General features: G+C 58.4%; 8 protein-coding genes and 1 pseudogene. 4 read left to right on the top strand and 5 right to left on the bottom strand.

The window, feature by feature from the left end; translation table 11 throughout:
- Positions 1-217: 217 nt before the first annotated feature.
- Complete coding sequence (locus tag FPV16_RS15715; protein ID WP_227439331.1) at positions 218-844, bottom strand: hypothetical protein; 627 nt, start codon at positions 842-844, stop codon at positions 218-220.
- Positions 845-944: 100 nt separating this feature from the next.
- Between FPV16_RS15715 and FPV16_RS15710 the strand changes: the two genes are divergently transcribed.
- The 3 genes from FPV16_RS15710 to FPV16_RS15700 are packed head-to-tail and all read left to right on the top strand — an operon-like array spanning position 945 to position 6029.
- Complete coding sequence (locus FPV16_RS15710) at positions 945-2126, top strand: Fic family protein (RefSeq protein WP_227439330.1); 1182 nt, start codon at positions 945-947, stop codon at positions 2124-2126.
- Between the two features lie 13 nt (positions 2127-2139).
- Positions 2140-4122, top strand: coding sequence for an ATP-dependent nuclease (locus FPV16_RS15705; RefSeq protein ID WP_227439329.1), 1983 nt, complete (start codon positions 2140-2142; stop codon positions 4120-4122).
- Positions 4123-4124: 2 nt separating this feature from the next.
- Entirely contained in the window at positions 4125-6029 is a 1905-nt protein-coding gene (locus FPV16_RS15700) for a UvrD-helicase domain-containing protein (RefSeq protein WP_227439328.1), read from the top strand.
- A 105-nt stretch (positions 6030-6134) separates the two neighbouring features.
- Here the strand turns inward: FPV16_RS15700 and FPV16_RS15695 are convergent, their stop codons facing one another.
- The 3 genes from FPV16_RS15695 to FPV16_RS15685 are packed head-to-tail and all read right to left on the bottom strand — an operon-like array spanning position 6135 to position 10239.
- A complete protein-coding gene (locus tag FPV16_RS15695; protein ID WP_227439327.1) occupies positions 6135-6815 on the bottom strand; it encodes a hypothetical protein in 681 nt (226 codons plus the stop codon).
- Positions 6812-9946, bottom strand: coding sequence for a class I SAM-dependent DNA methyltransferase (locus FPV16_RS15690; RefSeq protein ID WP_227439326.1), 3135 nt, complete (start codon positions 9944-9946; stop codon positions 6812-6814). The genes FPV16_RS15695 and FPV16_RS15690 overlap by 4 nt, the downstream gene beginning before the upstream one ends.
- Complete coding sequence (locus FPV16_RS15685) at positions 9943-10239, bottom strand: XRE family transcriptional regulator (protein WP_169575355.1); 297 nt, start codon at positions 10237-10239, stop codon at positions 9943-9945. Before FPV16_RS15685 ends, FPV16_RS15690 begins: the two co-directional genes overlap by 4 nt.
- Before the next feature lie 318 nt (positions 10240-10557).
- Here FPV16_RS15685 and FPV16_RS15680 point away from each other — a divergent pair, with 318 nt between their 5' ends.
- Positions 10558-12336, top strand: a complete 1779-nt coding sequence (locus FPV16_RS15680) for a site-specific integrase (RefSeq protein ID WP_227439325.1) — start codon at positions 10558-10560, stop codon at positions 12334-12336.
- On the opposite strand, the pseudogene FPV16_RS15675 reads toward FPV16_RS15680, so the two are convergent.
- Positions 12312-12506, bottom strand: a pseudogene (locus FPV16_RS15675) (IS630 family transposase); the annotation flags it as partial. The gene FPV16_RS15680 and the pseudogene FPV16_RS15675 sit on opposite strands and share 25 nt — an antisense overlap.
- Between the last annotated feature and the right edge of the window lie 2 nt (positions 12507-12508).

The following is a 12508-nucleotide window of genomic DNA, read 5'->3' as shown; positions in this document are numbered from 1 at the left end:
GTAATGACGGATGTGCTGAACATCGCATCCGCGCGGAAGGTCGGGGAGACCACCCCGGTCGGCGCGGCTTGCCGCGCTTCACCCTTGCCCGCGCCAGGGGGCGGCGCCCCCAAGCAACTCGCTCGGCGTGAGCGTCAGCGGGAGCCGGGAGAAAAAAGCCGGATCAGGATGTGTAAAACCGAGATGCCAGAAAACCGTGCATCCTGATCGCCGCGGTTTATCCCTCTGGTGGCGCGTGACCCAGTTCAACAGCCTTGCGACGCTGCGCCGTCGTCAATGCGCTCCAGAAGCGATGGACGCGCGCGGTCGGCATCTGTCGAAGATCCTCGACGTGCTGCGCGCGACGAAGCTCGACCTGAAAGAACGACGGGTGGTGATCGACGTTGAACGCCTGGAGCTTCCAGAACACGACGGCGGCATATTTAGGCGTGAGCTTCTTGTTCTTGCGATAGTAATCGAGTGCTCCCGACAGGATGGGGTTGCTCTCTTTCGTCGCAAGCTGCTCAAGGGTGCGGATGCAGGATTCCAACTGCATCTGCTGGGTCAGTTTGGTGAGGTGTCGTTTCGCCTCTGTCGGCGACAGACGCCGACCCTTCTCAAGGACGGCCACGTCGAACTGAAGTATGCAGTGGGAGCCGACCCAGAGCTTCGAGTCGGTATATTGATTGGCGATCTCGAAATGGTAGCGAAGATCCTGCTGGCCGCAGAGTTCGCAGGTTTCGATGGGCTGTTCGTGATCGACCGTATTCTCGGTAAAGGACCATTCGCCAAAAGCAGTCGGCAGGGTTCCGGCCACTGAAAGCGGAAGAATACTGTCTCGGACCCGCTGCGTGTACCCGCCCATGGTGACATCGCCCCTTATTTAAGAGCGCTTACCTTAGCTCATTTCCTATTTAAGCCAAGCGCCTATTGCTTAAATAAGGCTGCGGCATCATATTCAGCTCATGTCCGAACCCGCGCCCAATCTCCGGCTAGGCCGCTTCGTCGAAACGCCCGTTGCGGGCGAGATGGTGCGCGCCTTCGTGCCGCCGCCGTTGCCGCCAGAGCCGTCGATCGACGTGCTCGCTCTGCTGGAACGGCTGAGCCTGGCGGAGCGAGCGTTGGGGCGTCTGGACGGCATTACCATGCTGCTCCCGCGTCAGGAGCTGTTTCTCTATATGTATGTGAGGAAGGAAGCGGTCCTCTCGTCCCAGATCGAGGGTACACAATCGACCCTTTCGGACCTGCTTCGCTTCGAGACCGAGGCACAGGCCGGTCAGCCGATCGACGATATCCGCGAAGTCTCGAACTACGTCGACGCTATGATGTACGGGCTGGAGCGGCTGGAAGACCTGCCGCTGTCGCTGCGTCTGATCCGTGAGATGCACGCGCGCCTGCTGCAAAGCGGACGCGGCGGCACGAAAAGCCCCGGCGAGTTCCGGGGTTCGCAGAACTGGATCGGTGGGACACGCCCCGGCAATGCGCTCTTCGTGCCGCCGCCACCGACTGAAATGGATGCCTGCCTCGATGCGCTGGAGCGTTTCATGCACGAGGAAGGCTCGCGTCTTCCCGCCCTCATCAAGGCCGGCCTGCTGCACGTTCAATTCGAGACCATCCACCCGTTCCTGGACGGCAACGGCAGGATCGGCCGCTTGCTGGTCACGCTGTATCTCTGCGTCAACGGCGTGCTGCGCAAGCCGCTGCTCTATCTGAGCCTCTATCTCAAAACCCATCGTGCCGACTATTACCGCCTGCTTCAGGAGGTGCGCGAGCATGGCGCGTGGGAAGCCTGGCTGGACTTCTTTCTCACGGGCGTCGCGGACACCGCTAATCAGGCGTTTGACGCAGCCACCCGGATCGTCGAGCTGTTCAAGGAAGACCGCGAGCGCATCACGATGGAGAGCGATCGGGCCGGCTCGGCGTTGCGCATCCACGATCTGTTTCAGCAGAATCCCTATCTGACGGCCAACCAGCTCGTCCACCAGACGGGCCTTTCGGCCCCCACGGTCAATGCGGCGCTCGCCGATTTGGAGCGGTTCGGCATCGTCGAGGAAGTCACGGGCCGCAAGCGCGGCCGCGTTTTCAGTTACCGGGGGTATCTCGCCATCCTGAGCGAGGGCACCGATCCGCTCCCCACTGCCGCCTGACGGAAGGAAGCCTGTGCGTATTGACTCTGTAACCCTGTCCGGCTTCCGCTGTTTCGGTCCTGATCCGATCACGGTGCCGATCTCGCCCGAGATCACGGCGGTCGTCGGCCCGAACGCGGCGGGCAAGACCGCGCTGCTCCATGCATTGTCGAAACTGTTCGGCGTGTCGCGGACGCAGCGCACCGTGCAGCGTTCGGATTTCCACCTGGGTGCCGGCGATGATCCCGACGATCGTGAACCCAAGGATCTGTTCATCGACGTGTTGATCGGTTTGCCGGAGTTAGCCGATGGCACCGCGACGCCGGAGACGATCGCGCCCTCGTTCCGGCACATGCAGATCGAACGGGAGGGCAAATCGCCGGTCTGCCGCCTGCGTCTTGAAGCACGATGGGAAGATGACGGGACGGTCGAGGGTGAGGTTTCGCAGGAGCTGTTCTGGGTCGATACGCTCGATGACGAGCCGGCCGAGGACAAGCGCCATCCGGTGTCGGCAGCGGATCGCGGCCTGATCCAACTCTATTACACACCCGCAAGCCGGGACGCTGCGGCGCAGATCAAGGCGACGACGGGTGCGCTCGCTGCGCGCCTGCTGCGAGCTATCGAATGGTCGTCCGAAACAGAAGAGGCCGTTCAGGAAGCCACCGAAAGCCTGGCGACAGCTTTCGAGGGCGAGTCGGCCATCGCCGCAATCGGCAAAGCCTTGCAGGCGCGCTGGTCCGGGCTTCACGACGATGTTGTCGATACGAAACCCCGGCTCAGCCTGGTAAGTCGCCGGTTCGAGGACGTCATCAGCAAGATCGCCGTCATTTTCGAGCAGGGACCGGACGGCCAGGAACGCGGTCTCGACGCCCTGAGCGACGGGCAGCAATCGCTGTTCTATTTCGCGTTGGCTGCGGCAGTGTTCGATCTGGAGCGCGAAGTTGTCGCCGGCACCGTGAACGGCTTCCGTGACGATACCCTGCGTATCCCGGCGCTCACGCTGTTCGCGCTGGAAGAGCCGGAAAACCATCTCTCCCCATACTTCCTCGCGCGCATCATCCGTCAGGTCCGGTCGCTGACCGACGCTGGCGGCGCGCAGGCGATCGTCACCAGCCATTCGCCAGCGGTGCTGAGCCGCGTCAATCCGCGAGAGGTCCGCTACTGCCGGTGCGACCCGAAGACGCGGGTCTCGACGGTCAAGAAAATCAAGATTCCGCCGGGCATTGACGAGGCGTCCAAGTTCGTCCGTGGCGCGATGCTCGCCTATCCTGAACTCTACTTCGCCCGGTTCGTCCTGCTGGTCGAAGGCGACTCGGAACGGATCGTCCTGCCACCCTTGGCCGATGCGCTCGATCTCCTGATCGATCCTGCCTTCGTCGCCATCGTGCCCTTGGGCGGGCGGCATGTGCAGCATTTCTGGCGATTGCTGAAACATCTCGGCATCCCGCACGCGACCCTTCTCGATCTCGATCTGGGTCGCGACGGCGGTGGCTTTGGTCGCGTGAAGACGGCGATCGAGAAGCTCATCGAGTTCGGCGTGCCAAAAGCAACGCTGCTGAAACTTGATGAGGGTGTGCTGTCCGACGAAAGATTTGCGGCTATGCACACTTGGCAGGACCCGGAAGATCGCAAGATTTTGCAAGGGTGGATCAATTGCCTGAAGCCGCATGGCGTCTACTTTTCAGCGCCTCTGGACCTCGATCTGGCTATGCTCGAAGCCTTCCCGGACGCCTATAAGGCGATCATCCCAAAGGGTGGCGGTCCGAAGATGGCCGCCGACAAAGCGGCGGAAGTGGTGCTCGGGACAGCGGGACCGGGGCTCACGCTCTACACCGGTCCGTTCAAGGACTATCCGGCGCTTCTGCCAGCCTACCGTTATCACTTCCTCACCAACAGCAAGCCTGCAACGCATCTCGCAGCTCTGACCCACATCAAGAAAAAGGATCTGGCCGAGAACATGCCTCCGGTTCTGGCCGAGGTCCTCAAGCACATCGCCAAGTCGTTGCGGCGGGATTAGCCATGGCGGTGCTGTCGCGACGGGTACGCCCCGATGATTGGAAGCCGGTGGGCGTGGAAGCGCTCGAAGCGAATGCGTTGAAGGTGGTTCGCTCGACAGACAATCGATCCGTCATCGCCGGCCCCGGCGCGGGCAAGACGGAATTGCTGGCGCAACGCGCCGCCTATCTCCTTCAGACAGGCGCCGCGCCCGCGCCAAGGCGTATTCTCGCGATCAGCTTCAAGCGGGACGCCGCGACCAACCTCGCTGCGCGCGTCCGTCAGCGCTGCCATCGCAATCATGCCGGGCGCTTCGACTCGATGACCTTCGACGCCTTTGCGAAAGGGCTTATTGACCGCTTTGGTCAGGCGCTGCCCGAACGCTGGCGGCCACGGCCCGATTACGACATCATGTTCCCCAATGATCGTGATTACCGCGATTTTCTGTATCAGACGGTCGGCACGCCTCCTGCATCAGTTGGCACCTATGCCGACCTCCAGGCGATAGCGGTGAAGACATTCGAGCGCCGTCATCTTGTTGGGTCGCCGCTCCCGGTGGACGGTTGGCCAAAGCCGACGCCGGGCCAATGGGCCGCGGACCGCTTCTGGCAAACCTCGCTTCACGAAGGCAAGAAGAGCATCCTGTCGTTCCCCATGATCGGGCGGCTCGCCGAACTCCTGTTGCGGGTCAATCCGATGGCGCGTGACGCGCTTCGACTGACCTATTCTCACCTGTTTATGGACGAATTTCAGGACACGACGCAGATCCAATATGATCTGGTTCGAACCGTCTTTCTCGGCACTGAGACGGTGATCACGGCTGTGGGTGACAACAAGCAGCAGATCATGCGCTGGGCGATGGCGATGGATGATCCTTTCACCGCGTTCGACGCCGATTTCGGCGGGAAACGGACGCCGCTCTATAACAACTATCGGTCGTCGCCAGAGCTGGTGCGTATCCAGCATGTCCTTGCGCAGGCGTTGGACGCCCGCGCCGTGGCGCCGGTATCGAAAACGGCGGGCACGATCGCCGGGGACAGTTGCGCGATCTGGGACTTTTCGACGCCGGAGGTCGAGGCGGATCGTCTGGCGGCGTTCGTTGCCGCCGAAATGAAGACCCACAAGCTCGGCCCGCGCGATTTCGTTATGCTTGTCCGCCAGAAGGCCGTCGATTACGCGGCTGTCCTCGAACCGGCATTCGCGGCCGCCGGTATTCCCCTGCGCAACGAAGCCGGGACCGTTGGCGCGGTCATGCTGCAAGAACTGCTGGCGGAAGAAGCATCGGAGCTCGTCGTCGCCATTCTGCGGCTCGCGACGACCAAGCGGGCTGGCCGATACTGGACAGACTGTCAGGAAGCGTTGGCGGCCCTACGCGGTGTCTCGCCGGATGAAGAGGCCGCGCAAGCGAGACTTGCCGGCGAATTGGATGCCTACGCGATCAAACTGACCGCCGCGCATTCCAGTCCACCGAAATCGAAGGCCGTGGCGCGATCCATCGTGGACGACATTCTGGCGTTCATCGGCCGAGAACGGCTAATTGCGGTTCACCCCGCCTATGGCCAGGGCGGCTGGCTCGACAAGGTGCTGGACGCCGCCGCCTTGCATCTACTGGCATCCTCAGCCGGCGGTATCGACTGGCCGTCAGCTCTCGACGCCTACGAAGGCGTTCATGCTACTCCGCTGATGACGATCCATAAGAGCAAAGGGCTCGAATATCACAGCGTCATCTTCGTCGGTCTGGACGATGGCGCATGGTGGAGTTTTGCCGGCGATCAGATCGAGGCGACGGCGGGGTTCTTTGTCGCTTTTACTCGTGCCAAGCAGCGCGTTATTTTCACCTACTGCGCGCGGCGCGGTTCCCGAACAAAGATCGCGACGTTGTACGATCTTCTGGGCAAAGCGGGCGTGCAGAGCGTCAAGGTTGCCTAATGCAGCCCCTCCTTGGGGTGTCACATACTTACGACTGCGCTTCGTTGCGGAGGGGACCGGCGATAAGCGCAGGATCATATATTTGAGGGGAAGCGCATCGCTCAGTTATGCTGCCACAACGCTCGCTCTCGTCAAACCGGGATACTCTAGGATGAGGTGATAACAAGAAAAGGCGGCGGGATACGCCTTTCCGGCAGGCACTGTCCTTGAATGGCTGGAAACGCGGTTTTTTCTCTCGACCTGCCCAGGGACCGGATCGAGTTCACAAGCGAGCTTTTGCGCAATCTTTGCGAATGCATCGTCCGCGTCACCCTTCAACAAATAGCCTAACATCGCGCCAGAGTTGGAAAATGGAGCGTAGCGGCATGTCAGAAATTGCTCGGTGACGTCGGACACATAGCTTGCGACGGCATTCGGCGTTTCGAGAACTTTGGCTTCTATCGGCCACATGATTTGCTCATTGGCCCTGAGGACGAAGGCAAGATCATATTCTGGCGGTTGTGCGGGCGGAGGCAGCATGGTCTCCCGCTCGAAGGGACCATGCTGGATGTAGAAAGGCTCAAACCCTGTCATCGAAGATCGCACGCGCGGTTCGAGCAATTGTGTAATGCTCCGTTCCAAGTCGCGCGGGTCAATTTGAGGTTTGTCGGCCTGCATGCTTGCATATGCAGACCAGATGAAACCCAGCAGTGCTTCCGTTGGATTCTGCATCCACGCCTGGGCTAAGACGACAAAGTCTGGGTTGACGATTCTTGCCGACCGGATATCGCCGCTCCCCTTTATCAATGCAGCGAGCCTTCCGGTGCTTCTTCGGTGGTCTGAGCCAACCGGAAGAGATCCAATGCGACTTCGTCGCCGTCCTGCAGCGCGGTACTACGCGTCCAAAAACGCTTCTGGTCTGGCTTGACGATGAAAACTGTCGGCACCCCGTCTTCGACATCATAAATGCGAACTACGCGTTGATTGAAAATACCGCCTTGCGAACGAATGCTCGTATCGAGTCGGCGGAATTCGCCGAGAAGTTCGTCAGAGTCTACTTTCTTGACGCCGATGCTGTCGATCGACGCCCCCCCAAGCTCGAATGCAACTAGCCGGTAAGGAATGTGCTCTTCTTCAACGTGGAAAATGCTCGCAGCAATCGATTTTTGCTCGCCAAACCCTGCCTTCAGGACGCGGGCGAAAATCTCACAATAGGACCGTAGATGCGCTTCAGGATCGGCCCCCACCAATAGTGTGGACTGGCGGCCCACTGACTGCTCGTTTCCGATGAAATCGCCCAATGTATAGTCGATCATATCCTCGACCAATATCCGCTCGGGCTCATTGAGCTGAAACAACTCGAAGCTCAGTCGATCAATCGTGTCCGGCGCATCGAGCGAGTAGGTCCATTCAGCTTCGCTGTGCGGCACCGGCAGGCCGAGTAGTTCTCCCTTTGACGGCTTGGGACGGTAAAGAAACCTACCGCTTGTTAGGAGCAGGATGTAGACCGCAACCTTACTGTTGAAGACCAAACACGCAGAATTAAGCACTGCCTCTGAGTCGCAGTGGATGGAGTAGTAGCTTTCGTTGCAAAGTAGCCCTTCGCCATGCGCGCTTCGTGTCAGACGCGCGTTGAAACGTCCCGAAGGCTTGGTCCAACTTTGCTTCACGATTAGCTGTGGCGCTGCGAAGGGAGCAACGCTCGTTGATGCGCGCGAGTGGATTGGCGCGTTTCCCATCTTTGGAAAATCGGCGACATCTAAGTAGTGGGATACGCCATCGGGGAAAGAAGTGTCGTTGAAAATGCGCCATTCGCTGAGAGCAGGGACAATTTTGGTGCGATCTCCAAACTTGATGCCCTGTTGACTCAGCATATCCGCCCTGCTCGCGAGCGAAGGGTAAGCTCGCAGCCGTTTGAGCAGAGTGATGTCGCGTTTGCTGCCCCACATCAGCTGAGTCCAGATCAGTTGATCGCTAACCGCCTCGGCCACGGTGAGCGCGCGCCGGTCATTGGGCTCGATCACAACTGTAAATTCGTCGACGAACGGCTTCAGATATCTCGGGCTGATATAGTCGATTACGTCCTCGGCGGCAGGCGCCGCCTTGGTCAGAACTATTACACAAACCGGCGCCGCCGATGTCTTGGTAGTATGCGTCTTTCGCTTGAAGACGCTGAAGCGCAGCGCCGAGAGATTATAGATTGTCTCCACCCGGTGGGAAAGCAGCAGCTTTTGTCGGAACTCGATTGCAGTCGGGCTAATGTTGAACAGCAGGCTATTCGCCGACTGGATCAATGCGACCCGTCCGTCTCCCTTTGCGAGTTCGGCCGCCTTGACCACAAACAGGCCACCAATGTCATTATTTGTGACCGGCCATTTGCGTCGCTCATCTAAAGCCCACTCACGCGCCCTGTCAGTGATCACGCCGTCACCCCACGGCGCGTTGCCGATGATCAGGTCATAGGAATTCGCATCGCTCGCACAACTGAACCCCTTGTGCGTTTCGTTGAAGAAGTCAGACCGAATCAGACGCACGTCGCGCATCGACGGGAAACTGACCTGCGTCCAGTAGTGTCGCGGCTCGATCTCGTCGCACATCGCCAGATAGAGGCTGAAGCAAGCGACACGCACGGCGTGCGGATCGATGTCAACGCCAAAGATATTGCGCTCTAGCAGGCGCCGCAACACTTCGGCGCGCACCGGCTGATCGGGATTTGCAGCTTTCCAACGATGCACCAGCCGCTGGAAGGCCTTGACGAGGAAAATGCCGGAACCGCAGGATGGATCAAGTATCCTCAAATCCCATTCCGTGCCGTGCCACGGCAGCACGCGATCGAGCACGAAGTCGACCATATGGGGTGGGGTGTAAAAGATCCCATCCTGCGATGCACGTTCGGTGACGAAGGTTTCGTAAATACTGCTAATGAATTCGAGTGGAATCACGTCGAAGGCGTACTGCGGCCACAGACAAGCTTGCCTCGACTGCATGTCGAGATCACCACGGATAAATTCCGCGAGCAATCCAAGATGGGCCGGCGAAACGATGCTGCGTTCCTTGTTCCATCCGATCGCGCGGGCCTCAGCAGTGTCCCCCTTGCCGGGAAAGAGGTCGCCATTAAACTTCGTATTTAGCCAGTCGAACAACCGATAGGTGTCTTCATAGTTTGCAAGGACACTGCTGAACGAAGAATGGCGCTCTTCGAGAACCTGATCCTTGTGAAGGCGATGTAACTTGGCCTCAGTCAGTGCCGGATTGCCGTCCTGGTCTTTGCGATCGAACAGGAACTGGACGAAGATCACCCTGGCAAGGAGATCGTGGCACACGTCGTCATCGACCAATCCGCGCGCGGCAAGCTCGTCGCGGATATAGCGCATATTGCCGAGCAGCATCTGATCGGCGCGGCCGTCCCGATCAAACCGCCCTTCATGCATGGCGAAAAAATGACCGGAGACCAGGTTGACCCAATGAAGCGCGCGCGCCGCGCGTCGCTGCAAATCTGTCGACTGATCTCCTGCCATCTCAAGCGTGGTGAGAGCGGTGACAAGATAGTCGGCGATTGGACGATCGGGGTTCGGCGCTTCGCAGCAGCTCCATACCCGCAGCGTCGTGGGTTCAATAGTGATGAGCGTGGGCGAGTGCGAGAAGTTCCACGATAGCCGCTGAAGCTCGCGCAGCGCGTCGGCGCTTGGACTCTGATCGAACTCGACGACAATCGCGAGCGGCGGTTCGGAAGTCGCTGCGTCGGGATCCGCCATCAGGACACCAAGGCGTGCATTGCGAAAATCGGGGGAAGAGCCGAGGGAACGACCGATCTTGTCATGAACCAACGACGCATAGACCGACGCCCCTGAACCCTGGGGATGGGTCACCTGCTTCGGCTCAGGCCATCCGAGCATTTCGTGCGCCATATCAAGCGTGATGGAGATCGATTGAGTCATGGCAGCAACTCAAGACGGCCTTGCTTGTCGCCTCCAAACTTGCCGACAGCCGAAGCTCCACGCGGCTTCTTTGCGCTTTTGGTCAGATTGAGACGCGAGAAGATCGGGTCGATTGGGATGCGGTGAGCCCCCAGCTCAGAAAGTAACGCTGCGATCACGGCCAAATGCGTCGGGACCTGGCCGCGTTTTGCATTGTTCGACACAGAATTGGGACGCATGCCGACCAAATCGGCAAACTTGCGCACGCTCAAGCCGGCCTTGCCGAGTTCCGATATAAACTCCTCATACGACAAGTCTGCCTCACATCCAGTTCACACGTTTTAATGACCCTAACACATTAAAATATGAGCGTCGAGGCTCGATGGTCCGCCCAATGGTAGCCCCCATTACCATCAAAGCGCATCGCGGCCATCTACGGAGACCGTCGCATTCTCCCGACAGGCATCCCGATATGCGGCGTTAGAGGGCTATAGCGTAGACATAGTGCTCATCATCGTCGGGCGCGGCCCGCCAGTGCCTTGCTAAGTGACTGGAAACGCAAGAAGCCTTGACGATCAGACACTTGGTTGCCACCTCTGCTACAGGTTGCTGCTACAGTCGGTGCTCGTCAAATGGCCTTGGATCCCCGCCTCGTTCGCCGCAAAAATGGTGGTTACGCATTCCGTGGGTGGGTTCCAACGGAGCTGCGCGAGTTGGTGCCAGGGGGGCGTAGCGGCCAGAAATGGATCTCGCTCGGCACGACGAATCGAGCAGAAGCCCAACGTCGTGCCCGCGTGCATTCGGTCAAATTCGATTGTGAACTTAATATCGCCCGCACCCGTCTGCGTGGTGAGGCGGTGAATGTGTCTAAGGCTGAGGCAGAACGGTGGGCTGGTACATGGCTTCATCAGCTGCTGGCAAAGGATGAGCAACAGCGGCGTAACGGGCCTGGAGTGGGGCAAGCTGAGGAATTTGAAGACCAATTGCAGGAGGCCGATTATGAGCTCGAACGCCTGGAAAAATACGTCAGGCAAGCGCTCAGAACGGGCAAGATGGAGAACGATGAGTACGGTCTACCGAAAGTCTATACGGCGGACGGAGTCGAGCTGAATCCTGACACCTCGGCGTGGAAGCTGGCCGCCTATGAGTTTATGAAGTCATCCCAGGTCGCAGTGAAGGCCCTACAAGCCCGGAATCGGGGCGATGTCAGTGAAACGCCACAACCGCCAGCAGCGGTCGCTCATGTGACTAATTGCTCAGTGGACGGACTGATCAAAGACTACCTTGACGATCCGACCTCTACGCGAACCCCAGGCACATTGAAGACCTATCGCACAGTGTTCCGTGCAATGCGTGAGCTTCTCGGGGCGGACACAGATATAAACAGTATTCATCGGACAGATTGCGAGCGCATTCGCGCAGTTATTATACGCCTCCCCAAAAATGCGACCCAACGCTTTCCAAAGCTTTCCCTTCTTGAGGCGGCAAATTTGGCAGACGAAAAAAATCTTCCAAGGCTTGGTATTGCAGCCGTAAATAACTATCTCAATAATTTATCATCCTTGTTTAAGTGGGGCGTCAAGACTTGGCGGGTGACACGAAATCCTGCAGAAGGCCTCGCGATCACTGATACGCGCAACCAAAGGGAGCTTAGGCATTCCTTCACTCCATATCACCTTCAAGCTATCTTCAATGCCCCCCTTTATAGAGGATGTCGCGATGATGAAGATGGTTATGCCAGGCTTGGCTCTCATGTAATCCGCCGCGGACGATTCTGGGTCCCTCTCCTTTCGCTCTGGACCGGCATGCGATTGGGCGAATGCTGCCAGCTGCGAACCGATGATGTGACATCTTATGACGGGGTCAATGTCATTCTTATCAACGACTTGGCTGATGGACAAGAAGACGAAACGGATCGAAAACGGGTAAAAACTGAAGCTGGACGCCGCTTCGTGCCAGTACATCCTGAGCTAGAGCGCATCGGTTTCTTGGATTTTGTCGAACGTCAACGTCTCCGCAAGGAGAGGAGGCTATTCCCAGAAATTGTGCCAGACTCCCAAGGCAGTTTGTCTGGAACATTTTCCAAGTGGTTTAATGACAAGCGCAGATTTCTAGGTAAGCTAGGGCTTGTTCAGGATGGTATCTCGTTTCACAGCTTTCGCCATAATTACCGAGACGCTTTGCGAGAGGCCAGCATTCCCTTGGATTGCGTTCGGGCTCTCGGTGGTTGGCGTCGCGATAGTGATGGGGAGGAAGCAATCTATGGAAATGGCCACCGTGCTGAGACTTTATACAATCATATTGTAAAAATTAATTATCCCAAGTTCGATCTTTCTCATTTATATCTGGATAAGAAGAAAGAATGTTTTACTGGATCCTTATCCGATCAGGTTGGGTCAAATGCGTCGTAGCCTGCAGCTACGACGTAGTTGTGGCATTCGACCGTTGTGAAGCGCCTCAAGTCCTGTTCGATGGTTTCGCCGAGGTCTGCAAACGTGCGGGCGGTCTGTACACGCAAGCTGGTTTTGAGGTTGGCAAAGGCCAGTTCGATTGGATGGAAGTCGGGCGAGTAGGCTGGCAGGC

Origin of the sequence: Methylobacterium sp. W2 (assembly GCF_020662345.1) — a bacterium.
Taxonomy (GTDB): Bacteria; Pseudomonadota; Alphaproteobacteria; order Rhizobiales; family Beijerinckiaceae; genus Methylobacterium.
The sequence above is the reverse complement of the archived record's forward strand: the minus strand, read 5'-3'. Positions and strand labels throughout refer to the sequence as shown.

Excerpts from the sequence above, each read along its gene's own strand:
- FPV16_RS15710 (WP_227439330.1), top strand. The coding sequence starts at position 945 with ATGTCCGAACCCGCGCCCAATCTCCGGCTAGGCCGCTTCGTCGAAACG.
- FPV16_RS15715 (WP_227439331.1), bottom strand. The coding sequence starts at position 844 with ATGGGCGGGTACACGCAGCGGGTCCGAGACAGTATTCTTCCGCTTTCA.
- FPV16_RS15680 (WP_227439325.1), top strand. The coding sequence starts at position 10,558 with ATGGCCTTGGATCCCCGCCTCGTTCGCCGCAAAAATGGTGGTTACGCA.
- FPV16_RS15700 (WP_227439328.1), top strand. The coding sequence starts at position 4,125 with ATGGCGGTGCTGTCGCGACGGGTACGCCCCGATGATTGGAAGCCGGTG.
- FPV16_RS15690 (WP_227439326.1), bottom strand. The coding sequence starts at position 9,946 with ATGACTCAATCGATCTCCATCACGCTTGATATGGCGCACGAAATGCTC.